A 19,104-nucleotide genomic window follows, 5' to 3' on the forward strand; every position below is an offset into this window, starting at 1 on the left:
CCTCAGCTCCTCTCTCCACGCGTTCGTACGAAGAGACTAACAGTCGTCCCCGGTCAGAGACACAGCTTCGCCTCGTGCTCCGCGTGCCCGACCGGCTCCAGCTGGAAGGTGCAGTGCTCCACGTCGAAGTGGGAGCCGAGGCAGCCCTGGAGCGAGTGCAGCATCTTCTCGTGCCCGACCGAGTCCAGCGCGCCCTGGTCCACGACCACGTGCGCGGAGAGCACCGGCATGCCCGAGGTGATCGTCCAGGCGTGCAGGTCGTGGACGTCCTCGACCCCCGGCAGGGCCAGGATGTGGGCCCGTACCTCCGCCATGTCGACGCCCTTGGGCGCCGCCTCCAGGAGCACGTCCAGGGTCTCGCGCAGCAGCTTGACCGTCCGCGGGACGATCATCAGACCGATGACGATGGACGCGATCGGGTCGGCGTACTGCCAGCCCGTGGCCAGGATGATGCCGGCCGCGACGATCACGGTGACCGAGCCCAGGGCGTCCGCCATCACCTCCAGATACGCCCCGCGCACATTGAGGCTGTCCTTCTGGCCCCGCATGAGCAGCGACAGCGAGATCACGTTGGCGACCAGACCGATCACCGCGAACGCGATCGCCAGACCGCCCTTGGTCTCGGCCGGCTCCAGGAACCGCTGGACCGCCTCGTACAGCACGTAACCGCCGACGCCGAGCAGCAGCAGACAGTTGGCGAGGGCCGCCAGGATCTCGGCCCGCGCGTACCCGAAGGTGCGGTTCCCCGACGGGGGCCGGTTGGCGAAGTGGATCGCGAGCAGCGCCATCGCCAGGCCGACCGCGTCGGTCGCCATGTGCGCCGCGTCGGCGATCAGGGCGAGCGAGTCGGCGACCACGCCGCCGATGATCTCGATCACCATCACGGAGAGCGTGATGCCGAGCGCGATCCGCAGCCTGTTCTTGTACGCGGCCCCGGCCGTGCCCGTCGGCGGCGGGCCTCCGTGGCTGTGCCCGTGGTCGTGTCCAGCCCCCATGACGTGGCCTCCAGGTCGTGTCGTGGCATCTGCCCCGAGACGCAAGTGAACTACGGGTGGGGGGTATGTGCAACACGGTACTGAACACCGTTGTCATATGCTCTGACCTGCGACGATGCGATCAGGACCGGCCATGGCGGGATGCCGTCGCCCACAGCGCCCGTAGGGGCGCGCACCCCTCGTTTTGTGAGGCGGGCCACCGATCGCCCATGATGATCTCCGCAAGGACGGGCGCGGCCGTGCGGACACGGGTGGGCCCGGGGGAGTCCTGCCCGCAAAGCCTCGGTGAACTCACGCTCCGTTCATCCGATAGCCTCAGCCGACGTGTCGCCGCCCGGTGCCGGGCCGCACCGCCGCGCTCGGGGCCGCCATGGGCCCCGCCCGGCCCCTCCGTCAGCTCCAAGGAGTGAGTTCGTCTGTCGACCGCCATCCTGACCGGCCCGCCGGCACCCGGATCCTCGCTCGACGGAGATCTGCGGTCGCTCGGCTTCGACGTCAAGGCCGCCTCCGGCGCCGAGGACGCCGGCGCCCTGCTGTCCGCCGTCCCCGCCGGTGAGCGCGTCGCACTCGTCGACCCCCGGTTCGTCGGACACGTGCACGCGCTGCGCCTCGCCCTCACCGACCCCCGGTTCCCCGCCGCCGCCGCACCCGGCGCGATCACCGCGCAGAGCGGGGCCCGCCCCGCCCTCGCCCGCGCCCTCGGCGCCGCCGGGGACGCCGGCACCGACGACCTCACCGGGGCGCTCGCCGACGCGCTCGACGCCGACGGCGTCAGCGTGCACCGCCCCCAGCTCGGCACCCTGGTCGCCACCGTCCCCACCGACGCCGAGGCCCGCCACGCGGCCCGCGCCGCCGTCGCCGCCGTCGACGACGAGGCCGTACGCCTCCGCTCCGCCGTCAAGGCCCACGACGGCTTCTTCACCACCTTCTTCATCAGCCCGTACTCGCGCTACATCGCCCGCTGGTGCGCGCGCCGCGGCCTGACCCCCAACCAGGTCACCACCGCCTCGCTGCTCACCGCCCTGATCGCGGCCGGCTGCGCGGCGACCGGCGAGCGCGGCGGCTACGTCGCCGCCGGCGTCCTGCTCCTCGTCTCCTTCGTCCTCGACTGCACCGACGGGCAGCTCGCCCGGTACGCGCTGAAGTACTCGACGATGGGCGCCTGGCTCGACGCCACCTTCGACCGCGCCAAGGAGTACGCCTTCTACGCGGGCCTCGCCCTCGGCGCCGCACGCGGCGGCGACGACGTGTGGGCCCTGGCCCTCGGCGCGATGATCCTGATGACCTGCCGGCACGTGGTCGACTTCTCGTTCAACGAGGCCAACCACGACGCCACCGCCAACACGAGCCCCACCGCGGCCCTCTCCGACCGGCTCGACGGCCTCGGCTGGACCGTCTGGGCCCGGCGCATGATCATCCTGCCGATCGGCGAGCGCTGGGCGATGATCGCCGTGCTCACCGCCTTCACCACCCCCCGGATCGTCTTCTGGGCCCTGATCATCGGCTGCGCGTTCGGCGCCTGCTACACCACGGCCGGCCGCGTCCTGCGCTCCGTGACCCGCAAGGCGCGGCGCACCGACCGGGCCGCCCAGGCGCTGGCCGACCTCGCGGACTCCGGGCCGCTGGCCGACGTGGTGCGCGGTCAGCTGAGCCGCACCGGCATCGTCCGGCTCCAGCCGCTCGTCCTCGCGCTGATCGCCTCGGGCGCGCTGCTCGCCGCGGTCCTCGGTCGCCCCTTCGGCTCCCGCCAGGTCATCGTCGCCGCGGTCTTCTACGTGGTGTTCTCCGCCGCGGCCGTCGCCCGCCCCCTCAAGGGCGCCCTCGACTGGCTCGTGCCGCCGGTCTTCCGCGCCGCCGAGTACACGACCGTGCTCGTGCTCGCGGCCCGGTCCGACGAGCCGCAGGCCCTTCCCGCGGCGTTCGGCCTGGTCGCGGCCGTCGCCTACCATCACTACGACACGGTGTACCGCATTCGCGGGGGCACCGGCGCACCGCCCGCCTGGCTGGTGCGCGTCACCGGCGGACACGAGGGGCGGACGCTCCTGGTGACCGTCCTCGCCGCCCTCCTGGCGGACCGCGGCGACGACTTCACCCTGGCTCTGACCGCTCTCGCGGTGGCCGTCGCCCTCGTGGTGCTCGTGGAGTCCATCCGCTTCTGGGTCTCCTCCGGAGCACCCGCCGTTCACGACGAAGGAGAAACAGCATGATCGGCCTCGTACTCGCAGCCGGTGCCGGACGGCGACTGCGCCCCTACACCGACACGCTCCCGAAGGCCCTCGTGCCGGTCGACGGCGAGACCACGATCCTCGACCTCACGCTGAAGAACTTCGCCGAGATCGGCCTCACCGAGGTCGCGATCGTCGTCGGCTACCGCAAGGAGGCCGTCTACGACCGCAAGGAGGCCCTGGAGGCGAAGTACGGCCTCAAGCTCACCCTCGTCGACAACGACAAGGCCGAGGAGTGGAACAACGCCTACTCCCTGTGGTGCGCCCGTGAGGTCCTCAAGCGCGGTGTGATCCTCGCCAACGGCGACACCGTCCACCCGGTCTCCGTCGAGAAGACCCTGCTCGCCGCCCGCGGCGACGGCAAGAAGATCATCCTCGCCCTCGACACGGTGAAGCACCTCGCCGACGAGGAGATGAAGGTCATCACCGCCGAGGGCAAGGGCGTCCAGCGCATCACCAAGCTGATGGACCCGGCCACCGCCACCGGTGAGTACATCGGCGTCACCCTCATCGAGGCCGAGGCCGCCGAGGAGCTCGCCGACGCCCTCAAGGCCACCTTCGAGCGCGACCCCGACCTGTACTACGAGGACGGCTACCAGGAGCTCGTCCACCGCGGCTTCACCGTCGACGTCGAGCCCATCGGTGACGTCAAGTGGGTCGAGATCGACAACCACGACGACCTCGCGAAGGGCCGTGAGATCGCGTGCCAGTACTGACCCGGCTGATCCCCTCGCCGGTCGTCGTCGACATCCGCAGGGGAGCGATGGACGACCTGGCCGCGCTCCTCGCGGACCAGCGGATCTCCAGCAACGGCAAGATCGCCGTCGCCATCAGCGGCGGCTCGGGCCTCAAGCTGCGTGACCACTTCGGCCCCGAGCTCCCGGGCGCCGACTGGTACCCGGTCGCCGGCGGCACCATCGACGAGGCCGTGAAGCTCGCCGACGCGATGCGCGGCAAGCGGTACGACGCCGTGGTCGCCCTCGGCGGCGGCAAGATCATCGACGTGACCAAGTACGCGGCGGCCCGGGTCGGGCTGCCGCTGGTGGCCATCGCCACCAACCTGTCGCACGACGGGATCTGCTCGCCGATCTCGACCCTGGACAACGACAACGGCCGCGGCTCCTACGGGGTGCCCACCCCGATCGCCCTCGTCATCGACCTGGACGTGATCAGGGACGCCCCGGTCCGCTTCGTGCGCTCCGGCATCGGCGACGCCATCTCGAACATCTCCGCCATCGCCGACTGGGAGCTCTCCCACCAGGTGACCGGGGAGCCCGTCGACGGCCTCGCGGCCGCGATGGCCCGCAGCGCCGGCGAGGCCGTGCTCCGCCACCCCGGCGGCGTCGGCGACGACGACTTCCTCGTCAGCCTCTCCGAGGGCCTGGTGATGTCCGGCATCGCCATGTCGATCAGCGGGGACAGCCGCCCCTCCTCGGGCGCCTGCCACGAGATCAGCCACGCCTTCGACCTGCTCTTCCCGGCCCGCGCGGCCAGCCACGGAGAGCAGTGCGGTCTCGGCGCGGCCTTCGCGATGCACCTGCGCGGGGCCCGCGACGGCTCCGCGCAGATGGTCGAGACCCTGCGCCGGCACGGCCTGCCCGTCGTGCCGGAGGAGATGGGCTTCACCGTGGACGAGTTCGTCCAGGCGGTGTCCTTCGCCCCGCAGACCCGGCCGGGCCGCTTCACCATCCTCGAACACCTCGACCTGTCCGACGACCAGATCAGGGACGCGTACGCCGACTATGCCAAAGCCATCGGTAGCTGAGCTCCGCCCGGTCGTGCACCCGCCGGGTGTGAAGGACCGGCGCAGCGGGGAGCACTGGGGCGGCCGCCTGTACATGCGGGAGATCTCGCTCAGGATCACCCGGCAGCTCGTCGGCACCAGGATCACGCCGAACCAGCTCACGTACGTCATGACGCTCGCGGGCGTCCTCGCCGCACCGGCGCTGCTGGTGCCGGGGATCCCCGGGGCGCTGCTCGGCGCGCTCATGGTCCAGCTCTACCTGCTGCTCGACTGCGTCGACGGCGAGGTGGCCCGCTGGAAGAAGCAGTTCTCGCTCTCCGGCGTGTACCTGGACCGGGTCGGCGCCTATCTGTGCGACGCGGCCGTGCTCGTCGGCTTCGGTCTGCGCGCCGCCGACCTGTGGGGCTCGGGCCGGATCGACTGGCTCTGGGCCTTCCTCGGCACCCTCGCCGCCCTCGGCGCCATCCTGATCAAGGCCGAGACCGACCTCGTCGGTGTCGCCCGGCACCAGGGCGGACTGCCGCCGGTCAAGGAGGCCGCGTCCGAGCCGCGCTCCTCCGGCATGGCGCTGGCCCGCCGGGCCGCCGGGGCGCTGAAGTTCCACCGGCTGGTCCTCGGCATCGAGGCCTCGCTGCTGATCGTCGTCCTGGCGATCGCCGACCAGGTCAGGGGTGACCTGTTCTTCAGCCGTCTCGGTGTCGCCGTCCTCGCCGGCATCGCGCTGCTCCAGACCGTGCTGCACCTCGTGTCGATCATGGTTTCGAGCAGGCTGAAGTGAGGCCGGCCGTGAGTTCGCCGCTCAAGGTGGGAGCCGTCGTCATCACGATGGGCGACCGCCCCGACGACCTGCGCGCGCTGATCGACTCGGTCGCCGCGCAGCAGGGCGACCCGGTCGAGGTCGTCGTCGTCGGACAGGGCACCCCGGTCTCCGGGGTGCCCGACTGGGTGCGAACCGTGGACCTCCCGGAGAACGTCGGCATCCCCGCCGGCCGGAACGTCGGCATCGAGGCCTTCGGCCCCGGCGGCACCGACGTCGACGTCCTGCTCTTCCTCGACGACGACGGGCTGCTCGCCCACACGGACACCGCCGAACTGGTCCGGCAGGCCTTCACCGCCGACCCGCACCTCGGGATCATCACCTTCCGGATCGCCGACCCGGTCACCGGGGTCACCCAGCGCCGGCACGTGCCCCGGCTGCGGGCCTCCGACCCGCTGCGCTCCTCGCGGGTCACGACCTTCCTCGGCGGCGCCAACGCCGTCCGCACCAAAGTCTTCGCCGAAGTCGGCGATCTGCCCGGCGAGTTCTTCTACGCGCACGAGGAGACCGACCTCGCCTGGCGCGCGCTCGACGCCGACTGGATGATCGACTACCGTGCGGACATGGTGCTGTTGCACCCCACCACAGCCCCCTCCCGGCACGCCTCGTACCACTTCAACGTGGCCCGCAACCGAGTCTGGCTGGCACGCCGCAATCTGCCCGCGCCCCTGGTGCCGGCGTATCTCGGCGTCTGGCTCCTGCTCACCCTGGCCCGTCGGCCCTCGCTCTCCGCGCTGAAGGCGTGGTGCGGCGGATTCCGTGCCGGCTGGACGACCCCCTGCGGACCGCGCCGCCCCATGAGGTGGCGTACGGTGTGGCGGCTGACCCGGCTGGGTCGCCCCCCGGTCGTCTGACATCGTGGTACCGACGTGCCGCGCATCTTGAACACGAAAGTTTCGACTTGTGAGTGACACACAGCAGGGCGGGGCGGTCGCGACGAGCGCGCCCCCGTCCGTCGACGAGGGCCTGGCCCCGGCCGCGCTTGCGGCGAAGTACGGCCTCTCGGTCAGCGGCGCGCGGCCCGGACTGTTCGAGTACGTCCGTGAGCTGTGGAGCCGCCGCCACTTCATCCTGGCCTTCTCCTCGGCGAAGCTGACCTCGCAGTACAGCCAGGCCAAGCTCGGCCAGGTGTGGCAGGTGGCGACCCCGCTGCTGAACGCCCTGGTCTACTACCTGATCTTCGGGCTCATCCTGGACGCCGGCCGCGGCATGACCAAGGGGGTCTACATCCCCTTCCTGGTCACCGGCATCTTCGTGTTCACCTTCACCCAGAGCTCGGTCATGGCCGGCGTCCGGGCGATCTCGGGCAACCTGGGCCTGGTCAGGGCCCTGCACTTCCCCCGCGCCACGCTCCCGATCTCGTTCTCCCTCCAGCAGCTCCAGCAGCTGTTGTTCTCGATGATCGTGCTCGTGGCGGTCGCCATCTCGTTCGGCAGCTACCCCTCGGCCCGCTGGCTGCTGCTGATCCCCGCGCTCTTCCTGCAGTTCGTCTTCAACGTCGGACTCGCCATGATCGTGGCCCGGATGGGTGCCAAGACGCCCGACCTCGCCCAGCTGATGCCGTTCGTCATGCGCACCTGGATGTACGCGTCGGGCGTCATGTTCTCGATCCCGGCGATGCTGGCCGACAAGCCGGCCTGGATCGCCGACGTCCTCATGTACAACCCGGCGGCCGTCTACATGGATCTGATCCGCTTCTCCCTCATCGAGGGCTACGGCGCGGAGAACCTGCCCTCGCACGTCTGGATGACCGCGCTCGGCTGGGCCGTGATCTTCGGCATCGGCGGCTTCATCTACTTCTGGAAGGCCGAGGAGAGGTACGGCCGTGGCTGACACCAACCGGTCCGACGTTCCCACCGTCATCTGCGACGACGTCCACATCGTCTACCGGGTCAACACCGGTGGCGGCGGCAAGGGCAGCGCCACGGCGGCCCTCAGCCGCATCGTCGGCCGCGGCAAGGCCGAGGTCACCCGGGGCGTCCGCAAGGTCCACGCCGTCCGCGGCGTCACCTTCACCGCCTACCGCGGCGAGGCCATCGGCCTCATCGGCTCCAACGGCTCCGGCAAGTCCACGCTGCTGCGCGCCGTCGCCGGACTGCTCCCCACCGAGAGCGGCAAGGTCTACACGGACGGCCAGCCCTCGCTCCTGGGCGTCAACGCGGCCCTCATGAACGACCTCACCGGTGAGCGCAACGTGATCCTGGGCGGGCTCGCCATGGGCATGAGCCGCGAGGAGGTGCGCTCGCGCTACCAGGGGATCGTCGACTTCTCCGGCATCAACGAGAAGGGCGACTTCATCAGCCTGCCCATGCGCACCTACTCCTCCGGCATGGGCGCCCGGCTCCGCTTCGCCATCGCGGCCGCCAAGAACCACGACGTGCTCCTCATCGACGAGGCCCTCGCGACCGGTGACCGCAAGTTCCAGATCCGCTCCGAGGAGCGCATCCGCGAGCTCCGCAAGGAGGCCGGCACGGTCTTCCTGGTGAGCCACAGCAACAAGTCCATCCGGGACACCTGCGACCGGGTGCTCTGGCTGGAGAAGGGCCAGCTCCTGATGGACGGGCCCACGGACGAGGTACTGAAGGCCTACGAGCGGGAGACCGCCCGCTGACCCCCGGCTCAGGCGCCGCCCCCACCCTTCCGGTGGGGGCGGTCGTTTTCCGCGCGTCGTGCCGTCACCTGGAATGTTCATGCTGGCAACATCGGGCAGGATGAACCCATGGCAGCGATCTCGGGGGGAAAGACCTACCACCACGGCGATCTGCGCAACGCGCTGATCTGCGCGGCCGTCGACCTCGCCACCGAGGGCGGCCCCGAACGGGTCGTCCTGCGCGAGGCGGCCCGCCGGGTCGGCGTCTCGCCCACCGCCGCCTACCGGCACTTCGACGGACGGGGTGAACTCCTCCGCACCGTCAGGGCGCACGCCCAGCACGTCCTCGCCGACGCCATGGAGCGGGCCGCCGGGCGCGAGCCCGGAGCCGACGACCCCGCCCTCGCGGCGGAGCGCCGACTCGCCGCCCTCTGCCGGGGGTACGTCGGCTTCGCCGTCGACCAGCCCGGCCTCTACCGCGCCGCCTTCTGCGTCCCCCGCAGGACCGGCACCGAACTCCTGATGCCGGAGCGGCCGGCCACCGAACCCGAGATCCGCGCGTTCACCCTGCTCCGGGAGGCCCTTGACGCCCTCGCCCGCGCCGGGACCGCCAGGACCGGGGTGCGGCCCGCCGCCGGTGCCGCAGCGTGGTCGGCCGTGCACGGACTGTCACTTCTGCTGCTCGACGGGCCCCTTCGCCGCCTTCCCGCGCAGCGGAGGAACGCCGTCGTCGAGACCACCCTCGCCATGGTCGTGTCCGGAACGCGGGCCCTCTGAGGCCCTGGTCGGGACCGAACTTCCTTACGGCGCGCGGCGGTTGACAACCCGTACGGGTGAGGTCCCGCGCGCCCGGCACCCCGGAATGGCGAAGGTCGTCGTACAACGTAAGCTGGACCGGTCTGTTTCGCGGCAAGTAGGGCGATACTCCACGGCCATCGGGGCCTCCCGGCGACGGCTCTACGGGCAGGGGTCGGCGGCGTGTCCGAAATAGGATGGATTGGATCGGCAGTGTAGAACGGGAGACGTGACGGCCATGACGCAGAATCTCCAGCTCCACGAGGGTCTCGCCGTCCCTCCGGCGGGCAGTGACCTGTGACGGACACCCGGCAGGCGCGCCCCGACGCCTCCTCGCGCGCCACCCTCGGCAAGGCCGCGGACGAGAACTTCCCCGTGGCCCCGTTCTTCCTGCCCAGGGCCTGGCGGGACGACCTGATGGCGGTCTACGGATTCGCCCGCCTCGTCGACGACATCGGCGACGGCGACCTCGCCCCCGGCGGCGCCGACGCCCGCCACCTCGGCCTCGCCCCCCGGACGGCCGAGGACCGGCTCGCCTTCCTCGACGCCTTCGAGACCGACCTCCGCCGCGTCTTCGACGGCGAGCCCCGCCACCCCCTCCTTCAGGGACTCGTACCCACCGTGCGCCGGTGCGGGCTCACCCCCGAGCCGTTCCTCGGCCTGATCGCGGCCAACCGCCAGGACCAGCTGGTCGGCCGCTACGAGACCTACGACGACCTCCTCGCCTACTGCGAGCTCTCCGCCAACCCCGTCGGCCGGCTCGTCCTCGCGATCACCGGCACCGACACCCCCGAGCGGATCCGGCGCTCCGACGAGATCTGCACCGCCCTGCAGCTCGTCGAGCACCTCCAGGACGTCGCCGAGGACCTCCGCAACGACCGGATCTACCTCCCCGCCGAGGACCTCAAGCGCTTCCACGTCACCGAGGACGACCTCGCCCGGCCCACCGCCGGAGCCTCCGTGCGCGCCCTGATCGCCTTCGAGGCCGGCCGGGCCCGGGACCTCCTCCACGCGGGCACCCCGCTCGTCGGCAGCGTCCACGGCCGGCTCCGGCTGCTCCTCGCCGGCTTCACCGGCGGCGGACACGCGGCGCTCGACGCGATCACCGACGCCGGACACGACGTGCTGACCGGCCCACCGAAGGCCACCAAGCCGAGCCTGATGCGCCAGGTGGGAGCGGTCCTGCTCCGGGCGCGGAGAGAGGGGTGAGCGCGACCGTGGAGGCACAGCCCGAGCCGTCCGCACCGGTCCAGGCCGCCTACAGCTACTGCGAGGCGGTCACCGGACAGCAGGCGCGGAACTTCGCCTACGGAATCCGGCTGCTGCCGACCGAGAAGCGCCAGGCGATGTCCGCCCTGTACGCCTTCTCCCGCCGCGTCGACGACATCGGCGACGGCACCCTGGCGCCCGAGGCCAAGCGGGAGCGCCTTGAGGCCACCCGCGCCCTGCTCGACCGGGTCCGCACCGGTGGGGTCGACGAGGACGACACCGACCCCGTCGCCGTCGCGCTCGCCGACTCCGCCCGCCGCTTCCCGATCCCGCTCGGCGGACTCGACGAACTCATCGACGGCGTCCTCATGGACGTCCGCGGCGAGACGTACGAGACCTGGGACGACCTCAAGGTCTACTGTCGCTGTGTGGCTGGCGCCATCGGCCGGATCTCCCTGGGCGTCTTCGGCACCCAGCCCGGCGCCCGGGGCGCCGACCGGGCCCCCGAGTACGCCGACACCCTGGGCCTCGCGCTCCAACTCACCAACATCCTCAGGGACGTACGCGAGGACGCCGGGAACGGGCGGACGTACCTGCCCGCCGACGACCTGGCCAAGTTCGGCTGCGCCGACGGCTTCGGCTCCGACACCCCGCCCGCCGGGGCCGACTTCGCCGGACTCGTCCACTTCGAAGTCCGCCGCGCCCGCGCCCTGTTCGCCGAGGGCTACCGGCTGCTGCCGATGCTCGACCGGCGCAGCGGCGCCTGCGTCGCCGCCATGGCCGGCATCTACCGCCGCCTCCTCGACCGGATCGAACGCGACCCCGAGGCCGTGCTGCGCGGCCGCGTCTCGCTGCCGGGCCGCGAGAAGGCGTACGTCGCGGTGCGCGGCCTCTCCGGCCTCGACACCCGCCACATCGCCCGACGTACCGTCAGGAGGCGTGTCTGATGCGCCCGTACGCCCCCGCCCACCGGGCAACCCCCGGCGCCGTCCCGGCGTCCCTGCCCGCGACGACCCGAACGGAGGCCGCGTGACCCACGAAGGAACCGAGCGGAGCACCCGGCAGCCGCACGCCGTCGTCGTCGGCGGCGGTCTCGCCGGCATCACCGCCGCGCTGCAGCTCGCCGAGGCCGGCGTCGGCGTCACCCTGCTCGAAGGCCGGCCCCGGCTCGGCGGCCTCGCGTTCTCCTTCCGCCGCGGCGACCTCACCGTCGACAACGGCCAGCACGTCTACCTGCGCTGCTGCACGGCCTACCGCTGGTTCCTCGACCGGGTCGACGGCGCCCGCCTCGCCCCGCTGCAGGACCGGCTCGACGTGCCCGTCCTCGACGTCGGCCACCCGCGCGGCCCGCGCCTCGGCCGGATCCGCCGCGACAACCTCCCCGTACCGCTGCACCTCGCGCGCAGCCTCGCCACGTACCCGCACCTCTCGCTCGCCGAGCGTGCCTCCGTCGGCCGGGCCGCGCTCGCCCTGAAGAAGCTCGACCCCGCCGACCCGGCGCTCGACGGCATCGACTTCGCCACCTGGCTCGGCCGGCACGGCCAGTCCCCACGGACCGTCGAGGCCCTCTGGGACCTGGTCGGCATCCCCACCCTCAACGCCCCCGCCCCGCAGGCCTCCATGGGGCTCGCCGCGATGGTCTTCAAGACCGGCCTGCTCTCCGAGCCCGGCGCCGCCGACATCGGCTGGGCCCACGTCCCGCTCGGCGAACTCCACGACACCCGGGCCGCGAAGGAACTCGACGCCCTCGGCGTACGGACCGCGCTGCGGACCAAGGCCGAGCGGATCTCCCGCACCGACGACGGGCGCTGGGCCGTCGAGGTGCCGGGCGAGACGCTCGTCGCGGACGCCGTCGTCCTCGCCGTACCGCAGACCGAGACCCACGACCTGCTCCCCGAGGGCGCGCTCGACGACCCCGACCGGCTCCTCGACATCGACACCGCGCCCATCCTCAACCTGCACGTGGTCTACGACCGCAAGGTGCTGAAGCGGCCGTTCTTCACCGCCCTCGGCTCCCCGGTGCAGTGGGTCTTCGACCGCACCGACTCCTCCGGGCTCACCGGCGAGGGCCAGTACCTCGCCGTCTCCCAGTCCGCCGCCCAGGACGAGATCGACGAACCCGTCGCCGCCCTGCGCGAGAAGTACCTCCCCGAGCTGGAGCGGTTGCTGCCCGCCGCCCGAGGCGCCGGGATCCGCGACTTCTTCGTCACCAGGGAGCGGACGGCCACGTTCGCCCCCGCCCCGGGCGTCGGCCGGCTCCGCCCCGGCGCCCGCACCCAGGCGCCCGGGCTCTTCCTGGCCGGGGCCTGGACCGCCACCGGCTGGCCCGCGACCATGGAGGGTGCCGTCCGCAGCGGTTTCAGCGCCGCGGGCGCCGCGCTCTCCGCCCTCGGCCGCCGCCATGACCATCCGCTGCAGGAGGCGGCATGAGTGTGAGTACCGGAACAAGAGGAGAGACCGTGCCGACTGTGCCGCCGGGTAATCCGGCCGTCGACACCGCGGACGTGTCCGCACTGCTGGAGCGGGGGCGGACGCTGTCCACCCCCGTACTGCGGGCGGCCGTCGACCGCCTCGCGCCGCCCATGGACACCGTGGCCGCCTACCACTTCGGCTGGATCGACGCGCAGGGCAACCCCACGGAGGGGGACAGCGGCAAGGCCGTCCGCCCCGCGCTCGCCCTGCTGTCGGCCGAGGCCGCGGGCGTCGCCCCCGAGGTCGGCATCCCCGGCGCCGTCGCCGTGGAGCTCGTCCACAACTTCTCGCTGCTCCACGACGACCTGATGGACGGGGACGAGCAGCGCCGCCACCGCGACACGGTGTGGAAGGTGCACGGCCCCGCGCAGGCCATCCTCGTCGGCGACGCGCTGTTCGCCCTCGCCAACGAGATCCTGCTGGAGCTCGGCACCGTCGAGGCCGGCCGGGCCACCCGCCGGCTCACCACCGCCAGCCGCAAGCTCATCGACGGCCAGGCCCAGGACATCTCCTACGAGCACCGCGAGCGGGTCACCGTCGAGGAGTGCCTGGAGATGGAGGGCAACAAGACCGGCGCCCTGCTCGCCTGCGCCGTCTCCATCGGCGCCGTCCTCGGCGGCGCCGACGACCGCACCGCCGACAAGCTGGAGGAGTACGGGTACCACCTCGGGCTCGCCTTCCAGGCCGTCGACGACCTGCTCGGCATCTGGGGCGACCCGGAGGCCACCGGCAAGCAGACCTGGAGCGACCTGCGCCAGCGCAAGAAGTCGCTGCCGGTCGTCGCCGCCCTCGCCGCGGGCGGCGAGGCGTCCGAGCGGCTCGGCGAACTGCTCGCCGCGGACGCCAAGTCCAACGACTTCGACACCTTCTCCGAGGAGGAGTTCGCCGCCCGGGCGGCCCTCATCGAGGAGGCCGGAGGACGCGAGTGGACCTCCCAGGAGGCCCGCCGCCAGCACGGAAGGGCGATCGAGGCCCTGGACGAGGTCGACATGCCCGCCCGCGTGCGGGCGCAGCTCGTCGCACTGGCCGATTTCGTCGTCGTACGGAAGAGATGATCACCATCACCCTGATATGAGTTCGCGGTCGCCGGCCGGTGCCTTCCGGCGCCGGCCGACGGCAGACCCGTGGAAGCAGAAGTAACCGACTGCGCAAAGGGGAAGCCATGACAGCGACGACCGACGGAAGCGCCGGGGCCGTGGGCCCCCGGGCAGCCGCGGCCAGCACGACGAACGACACCCGCGCGCCGGACCTCGACGAGGCCGCCGCGCGGGCCACGGCACGGGCCGTCGAGCACCTGCTCGCCCGACAGGACCCGGAAGGCTGGTGGAAGGGCGACCTGGAGACCAACGTCACCATGGACGCCGAGGACCTCCTGCTCCGCCAGTTCCTCGGCATCCGCGACGAGGACACCACCCGGGCCGCCGCCCTCCACATCCGCCGGCAGCAGTGCGAGGACGGCGCCTGGGCCACCTTCTACGGCGGGCCCGGTGAACTCTCCGCCACCGTCGAGGCCTACGTGGCCCTGCGGCTCGCCGGAGACCCGCCCGAGGCCCCGCACATGGCCCGGGCGTCCGCCTGGGTCCGCGCGCGCGGCGGGATCGCCGCCGCCCGGGTCTTCACCCGGATCTGGCTGGCCCTCTTCGGCTGGTGGCGCTGGGAGGACCTGCCCGAACTGCCCCCGGAGCTGCTCTTCCTGCCCAAGTGGTTCCCGCTCAACATCTACGACTTCGGCTGCTGGGCCCGGCAGACCATCGTGCCGCTCACCGTCGTCTCCGCGAAGCGCCCGGTCCGCCCCGCGCCCTTCCCGCTGGACGAGCTGCACACCGACCCGGAGCGGCCCAACCCGCCGCGGCCTCTCGCCCCGGCCACCGGCTGGGACGGGCTCTTCCAGCGGCTCGACAAGGCCCTGCACGCCTACCACCGGGTGGCGCCGCGCGCCCTGCGCAGGACCGCGATGAACCTCGCCGCCCGCTGGATCGTCGAGCGCCAGGAGAACGACGGCTGCTGGGGCGGCATCCAGCCCCCCGCCGTCTACTCGGTCATCGCCCTGCACCTCCTCGGCTACGACCTGAAGCACCCCGTCATGCGGGCCGGCCTGGAATCCCTCGACCGGTTCGCGGTCTGGCGGGAGGACGGCTCGCGGATGATCGAGGCCTGCCAGTCGCCCGTCTGGGACACCTGCCTCGCCACCATCGCGCTCGCCGACGCGGGGCTCGCACCCGACCACCCGGCCCTGGTGAAGGCCGTCGACTGGATGCTCGACGAGGAGATCACCCGGACCGGCGACTGGGCCGTGCGACGGCCCGAACTGCCGCCGGGCGGCTGGGCGTTCGAGTTCCACAACGACACCTACCCCGACATCGACGACACCGCGGAGGTGCTCCTCGCGCTCCGCCGGGTCAGGCACCCCGACCCGGCACGGGTGGACGCGGCCGTCGCCCGCGGCATGCGCTGGACGCTCGGCATGCAGTCGAAGGGCGGCGCGTGGGCCGCCTTCGACGCCGACAACACCAGCCCGTTCCCCAACAAGCTGCCGTTCTGCGACTTCGGCGAGGTGATCGACCCGCCCTCCGCCGACGTCACCGCCCACGTCGTGGAGATGCTGGCCTACGAGGGACTCGCCCAGGACCCCCGGGCCCGCAGGGGAATCGACTGGCTGCTCGCCGAACAGGAGCCGAACGGCGCCTGGTTCGGCCGCTGGGGCGTCAACCACGTGTACGGCACCGGGTCGGTGCTCCCCGCCCTGACCGCCGCGGGCCTGCCCGTCTCCCACCCGGCCGTCCGCCGGGCCGTCGGCTGGCTCGGGTCCGTGCAGAACGACGACGGGGGCTGGGGCGAGGACCTCCGCTCGTACAAGGAGGAGGAGTGGGTGGGGCGCGGCCCCTCGACCGCCTCGCAGACCGCCTGGGCGCTGATCGCCCTCCTCGCGGCCGGCGAGCGCGACTCCGAGCCGGTCCGGCGGGGCGTCGCCTGGCTGGCCGGGACCCAGCGCGAGGACGGCTCCTGGGACGAGCCGTACTTCACCGGCACGGGCTTCCCCTGGGACTTCTCGATCAACTACCACCTCTACCGCCAGGTCTTCCCCCTCACGGCGCTCGGACGCTACGTGTACGGGGAGCCCGTGCCCGGCAAGGTGGGCTGATGGGACGCGCGCCGGGCTCCGGCGCCGTACCGCCGCTGCTGATCGCCTGCGCGCTCGGCATCGAGCAGCTCGCCCTGCGCAGCGGGGACCGGGCCGGCGCCCCCGGACCGGTCACCGTGGTCCGTACCGGCATGGGACCCGACCGGGCCCGCCGGGCGGTCTCCCGGGCCCTCGGCGAGGAGGGGTGGCGGGACGCCGCCGTCATCGCCTCCGGCTTCTGCGCGGGGCTGGCCCCCGGCATGCACCCCGGCGACCTCATCGTCGCCGAGGAGACTCGCGGCCCGGACGAGACGCTCTCCTGCACCGGGACCGAGCTCCTGGTGAAGGCCCTGGTCAGGGCCGTGCCCGGGCGGGCCGTGCACACCGGTCCGCTCACCGGCTCCGACCATGTCGTGCGCGGCCCCGAGCGGGCCGCGCTGCGGGCCACCGGCGCCATCGCCGTCGACATGGAGTCCGCGGCGACGCTCCGGGTCGCCCGGGCCGCCGGGGCGCTCGGGGACGGGCCCGGCGCCCGCCCAGTTGCGGCCGTCCGGGTGGTCGTGGACGCTCCAGAACATGAACTGGTCCGGATCGGCACGGTGCGCGGGGGAATATCGGCCTTCCGCGTTCTTCGTGCCGTCCTTCCCGCATTCTTCGAATGGCACCGTTCTTTGCTGCTCCCCAGGAGGTGAGCGAGTTATGGCCATGCCGCTCCGTCAGTCCATCCGGGTCGGGACCTACCTCTTCGAACAGAAGCTCCGCAAGCGTGAGAAGTTCCCGCTGATCGTCGAGCTCGAGCCGCTGTTCGCCTGCAACCTCAAGTGCGAGGGCTGCGGGAAGATCCAGCACCCGGCGGGTGTCCTCAAGCAGCGCATGCCGGTCGCCCAGGCGGTCGGCGCGGTCCTGGAGTCCGGCGCCCCCATGGTGTCCATCGCGGGCGGCGAGCCCCTGATGCACCCTCAGATCCACGAGATCGTGCGTCAGTTGGTGGCCAAGCGGAAGTACGTCTTCCTGTGCACCAACGCCATGCTGCTCCGCAAGAAGCTGGAGAACTTCACCCCCTCGCCGTACTTCGCCTTCGCCGTGCACATCGACGGCCTGCGCGAGCGGCACGACGAATCCGTCGCCAAGGAAGGCGTGTTCGACGAGGCGGTGGCCGCCATCAAGGAGGCCAAGCGGCGCGGTTTCCGCGTCACCACCAATTCGACGTTCTTCAACACCGACACCCCGCAGACCATCATCGAGGTCCTCAATTTCCTCAACGACGACCTCCAGGTCGACGAGATGATGATCTCGCCCGCGTACGCCTACGAGAAGGCCCCCGACCAGGAGCACTTCCTCGGCGTCGAGCAGACCCGCGAACTCTTCAAGAAGGCCTTCGCGGGCGGAAACCGCCGCCGCTGGCGGCTCAACCACTCGCCGCTCTTCCTGGACTTCCTGGAGGGAAAGGCGGACTTCCCCTGCACCGCCTGGGCCATTCCGAACTACTCGCTCTTCGGCTGGCAGCGCCCCTGCTATCTGATGAGCGACGGATACGTCCCCACGTACCGCGAACTCATCGAGGACACCGACTGGGACAAGTACGGCCGCGGAAAGGACCCGCGCTGCGCCAACTGCATGGCGCACTGCGGCTACGAGCCCACCGCCGTCCTCGCCACCATGGGTTCCCTCAAGGAATCCCTGCGCGCGGTCAGGGAGACCGTCTCCGGGAACAACGGGTGAGCGGCCAGGGAACGGGTGACCGCTCATGACAGGTGAGTTCGACCTGCGGGCGCTGCTCGCCGAGCGCGGCGGCGAGCGGTACGAGCTGCACGCCCGCTACCTCAACCACCAGCTGCCGCGCATGCTCCACACCATCGGCTTCGACAAGGTGTACGAGCGGGCCGAGGGCGCCCACTTCTGGGACGCCGACGGCGTCGACCACCTCGACATGCTCGCCGGCTTCGGCGTGATGGGTCTCGGACGGCACCATCCCGTCGTCCGCAAGGCCCTCCACGACGTCCTCGACGCCCAGCTCGCCGATCTCACCCGCTTCGACTGCCAGCCGCTGCCCGGCCTCCTCGCCGAGCGGCTCCTCACCCACAGCCCGCACCTCGACCGGGTCTTCTTCGGCAACAGCGGCACGGAGGCCGTCGAGACCGCCCTCAAGTTCGCCCGGTACGCCACCGGGCGGCCCAGGGTCCTCTACTGCGTCCACGCCTTCCACGGGCTCACCACCGGCTCCCTCTCCGTGAACGGCGAGAACGGCTTCCGGGACGGCTTCGCCCCGCTGCTGCCCGACACGGCGATCGGACTCGGCGACCTCGACGCCCTGGAACGGGAACTGCGCAAGGGTGACGTGGCCGCCTTCGTCGTCGAGCCCATCCAGGGCAAGGGGGTCCACGAGGCGCCGCCCGGCTTCCTGCGCGCCGCGCAGGAGCTGCTCCACCGGCACGGGGCCCTGCTCATCGCCGACGAGGTGCAGACCGGCCTCGGCCGGACCGGCGACTTCTACGCCTACCAGCACGAGGACGGGGTCGAACCCGACCTGGTCTGTGTCGCCAAGGCGCTCTCCGGCGGCTATGTGCCGGTCGGCGCCACCCTCGGCAAGGACTGGATCTTCAAGAAGGTCTACTCGTCGATGGACCGGGTCCTGGTCCACTCGGCGAGCTTCGGATCGAACGCGCAGGCCATGGCGGCCGGGCTCGCCGTCCTCTCGGTCATGGAGCACGAGGGGACGGTCGCGCACGCCCGCCGGATCGGCGACCTGCTCGCCGGGCGGCTGAGGGAGCTCGTGCCCCGGTACGAGCTGCTCCACGAGATCCGCGGGCGCGGACTCATGATCGGGATCGAGTTCGGCCGGCCGTCCTCGCTGGGGCTCCGCGGCCGCTGGACGATGCTCCAGGCGGCCCGCAAGGGCCTCTTCGCCCAGATGGTCGTCGTCCCGCTGCTCCAGCGGCACCACATCCTCACCCAGGTCTCCGGGGACCATCTGGAGGTGATCAAGCTGATCCCGCCGCTGGTCATCGACGAGGCGGACGTGGACCGGTTCGTCACCGCCTTCACGGCGGTCATGGACGAGGCCCACGGCGGCGGCGGGCTGATGTGGGACTTCGGGAAGACGCTGGTGAAGCAGGCGGTCGCCCAGCGCTGACCC

Annotated in this window: 17 protein-coding genes; 16 read left to right on the top strand and 1 reads right to left on the bottom strand. The window is 72.0% G+C overall.

What is annotated here, in order from left to right; all coding sequences use genetic code 11:
* Positions 1 to 53: 53 nt before the first annotated feature.
* Positions 54 to 995 carry a cation diffusion facilitator family transporter gene (locus DEJ43_RS32210; RefSeq protein WP_015037619.1) on the bottom strand — a complete coding sequence of 314 codons (942 nt, stop codon included), beginning with the start codon at positions 993 to 995 and terminating at the stop codon, positions 54 to 56.
* Between the two features lie 416 nt (positions 996 to 1,411).
* Here DEJ43_RS32210 and DEJ43_RS32215 point away from each other — a divergent pair, with 416 nt between their 5' ends.
* The 16 genes from DEJ43_RS32215 (at position 1,412) to DEJ43_RS32290 (ending at position 19,101) form a co-directional block, all read left to right on the top strand.
* Positions 1,412 to 3,202 carry a DUF5941 domain-containing protein gene (locus tag DEJ43_RS32215; protein WP_041663133.1) on the top strand — a complete coding sequence of 597 codons (1,791 nt, stop codon included), beginning with the start codon at positions 1,412 to 1,414 and terminating at the stop codon, positions 3,200 to 3,202.
* Positions 3,199 to 3,936, top strand: a complete 738-nt coding sequence (locus DEJ43_RS32220) for a phosphocholine cytidylyltransferase family protein (protein WP_015037621.1) — start codon at positions 3,199 to 3,201, stop codon at positions 3,934 to 3,936. The genes DEJ43_RS32215 and DEJ43_RS32220 overlap by 4 nt, the downstream gene beginning before the upstream one ends.
* Complete coding sequence (locus DEJ43_RS32225; RefSeq protein ID WP_015037622.1) at positions 3,924 to 4,985, top strand: iron-containing alcohol dehydrogenase family protein; 1,062 nt, start codon at positions 3,924 to 3,926, stop codon at positions 4,983 to 4,985. Before DEJ43_RS32220 ends, DEJ43_RS32225 begins: the two co-directional genes overlap by 13 nt.
* Positions 4,963 to 5,742, top strand: a complete 780-nt coding sequence (locus DEJ43_RS32230; protein ID WP_015037623.1) for a CDP-alcohol phosphatidyltransferase family protein — start codon at positions 4,963 to 4,965, stop codon at positions 5,740 to 5,742. The genes DEJ43_RS32225 and DEJ43_RS32230 overlap by 23 nt, the downstream gene beginning before the upstream one ends.
* A 47-nt stretch (positions 5,743 to 5,789) precedes the next feature.
* Positions 5,790 to 6,635, top strand: a complete 846-nt coding sequence (locus tag DEJ43_RS32235; RefSeq protein ID WP_051026219.1) for a glycosyltransferase family 2 protein — start codon at positions 5,790 to 5,792, stop codon at positions 6,633 to 6,635.
* A 49-nt stretch (positions 6,636 to 6,684) separates the two neighbouring features.
* On the top strand, positions 6,685 to 7,614 hold the full coding sequence (locus tag DEJ43_RS32240; RefSeq protein ID WP_015037625.1) for an ABC transporter permease: 930 nt from the start codon (positions 6,685 to 6,687) through the stop codon (positions 7,612 to 7,614).
* Positions 7,607 to 8,392: an ABC transporter ATP-binding protein gene (locus DEJ43_RS32245; RefSeq protein ID WP_015037626.1), complete on the top strand. Its 786-nt coding sequence runs from the start codon at positions 7,607 to 7,609 to the stop codon at positions 8,390 to 8,392. Before DEJ43_RS32240 ends, DEJ43_RS32245 begins: the two co-directional genes overlap by 8 nt.
* Before the next feature lie 108 nt (positions 8,393 to 8,500).
* The gene (locus tag DEJ43_RS32250; protein WP_015037627.1) at positions 8,501 to 9,148 is read left to right on the top strand and encodes a TetR/AcrR family transcriptional regulator; all 648 of its coding nucleotides are present in this window, start codon (positions 8,501 to 8,503) and stop codon (positions 9,146 to 9,148) included.
* 315 nt (positions 9,149 to 9,463) lie between these two features.
* The gene (gene hpnC, locus DEJ43_RS32255; protein ID WP_015037628.1) at positions 9,464 to 10,375 is read left to right on the top strand and encodes a squalene synthase HpnC; all 912 of its coding nucleotides are present in this window, start codon (positions 9,464 to 9,466) and stop codon (positions 10,373 to 10,375) included.
* Positions 10,372 to 11,322, top strand: a complete 951-nt coding sequence (gene hpnD / locus DEJ43_RS32260) for a presqualene diphosphate synthase HpnD (RefSeq protein ID WP_015037629.1) — start codon at positions 10,372 to 10,374, stop codon at positions 11,320 to 11,322. The genes hpnC and hpnD overlap by 4 nt, the downstream gene beginning before the upstream one ends.
* Before the next feature lie 82 nt (positions 11,323 to 11,404).
* Entirely contained in the window at positions 11,405 to 12,805 is a 1,401-nt protein-coding gene (hpnE, locus tag DEJ43_RS32265; protein WP_015037630.1) for a hydroxysqualene dehydroxylase HpnE, read from the top strand.
* Positions 12,802 to 13,902 carry a polyprenyl synthetase family protein gene (locus DEJ43_RS32270; protein WP_181399407.1) on the top strand — a complete coding sequence of 367 codons (1,101 nt, stop codon included), beginning with the start codon at positions 12,802 to 12,804 and terminating at the stop codon, positions 13,900 to 13,902. The genes hpnE and DEJ43_RS32270 overlap by 4 nt, the downstream gene beginning before the upstream one ends.
* 107 nt (positions 13,903 to 14,009) lie before the next feature.
* Entirely contained in the window at positions 14,010 to 15,989 is a 1,980-nt protein-coding gene (gene shc / locus DEJ43_RS32275; protein ID WP_015037632.1) for a squalene--hopene cyclase, read from the top strand.
* Positions 15,989 to 16,660: a phosphorylase family protein gene (locus DEJ43_RS32280; protein ID WP_015037633.1), complete on the top strand. Its 672-nt coding sequence runs from the start codon at positions 15,989 to 15,991 to the stop codon at positions 16,658 to 16,660. Before shc ends, DEJ43_RS32280 begins: the two co-directional genes overlap by 1 nt.
* A gap of 7 nt (positions 16,661 to 16,667) precedes the next feature.
* Entirely contained in the window at positions 16,668 to 17,690 is a 1,023-nt protein-coding gene (gene hpnH / locus DEJ43_RS32285) for an adenosyl-hopene transferase HpnH (RefSeq protein WP_015037634.1), read from the top strand.
* Between the two features lie 25 nt (positions 17,691 to 17,715).
* Positions 17,716 to 19,101, top strand: coding sequence for an aspartate aminotransferase family protein (locus DEJ43_RS32290; RefSeq protein WP_015037635.1), 1,386 nt, complete (start codon positions 17,716 to 17,718; stop codon positions 19,099 to 19,101).
* Positions 19,102 to 19,104: the final 3 nt, after the last annotated feature.

It is taken from the genome of Streptomyces venezuelae ATCC 10712 (genome assembly GCF_008639165.1).
Lineage (GTDB): Bacteria > Actinomycetota > Actinomycetes > Streptomycetales > Streptomycetaceae > Streptomyces > Streptomyces venezuelae.

Bases quoted from the DNA above. Each gene is read 5' to 3' on its own strand.
- DEJ43_RS32270 (WP_181399407.1), top strand. From the start codon at position 12,802: ATGAGTGTGAGTACCGGAACAAGAGGAGAGACCGTGCCGACTGTGCCG.
- DEJ43_RS32210 (WP_015037619.1), bottom strand. From the start codon at position 995: ATGGGGGCTGGACACGACCACGGGCACAGCCACGGAGGCCCGCCGCCG.
- DEJ43_RS32290 (WP_015037635.1), top strand. From the start codon at position 17,716: ATGACAGGTGAGTTCGACCTGCGGGCGCTGCTCGCCGAGCGCGGCGGC.
- DEJ43_RS32280 (WP_015037633.1), top strand. From the start codon at position 15,989: ATGGGACGCGCGCCGGGCTCCGGCGCCGTACCGCCGCTGCTGATCGCC.
- DEJ43_RS32220 (WP_015037621.1), top strand. From the start codon at position 3,199: ATGATCGGCCTCGTACTCGCAGCCGGTGCCGGACGGCGACTGCGCCCC.
- DEJ43_RS32250 (WP_015037627.1), top strand. From the start codon at position 8,501: ATGGCAGCGATCTCGGGGGGAAAGACCTACCACCACGGCGATCTGCGC.
- DEJ43_RS32235 (WP_051026219.1), top strand. From the start codon at position 5,790: ATGGGCGACCGCCCCGACGACCTGCGCGCGCTGATCGACTCGGTCGCC.
- DEJ43_RS32230 (WP_015037623.1), top strand. From the start codon at position 4,963: ATGCCAAAGCCATCGGTAGCTGAGCTCCGCCCGGTCGTGCACCCGCCG.
- shc (WP_015037632.1), top strand. From the start codon at position 14,010: ATGACAGCGACGACCGACGGAAGCGCCGGGGCCGTGGGCCCCCGGGCA.
- hpnH (WP_015037634.1), top strand. From the start codon at position 16,668: ATGGCCATGCCGCTCCGTCAGTCCATCCGGGTCGGGACCTACCTCTTC.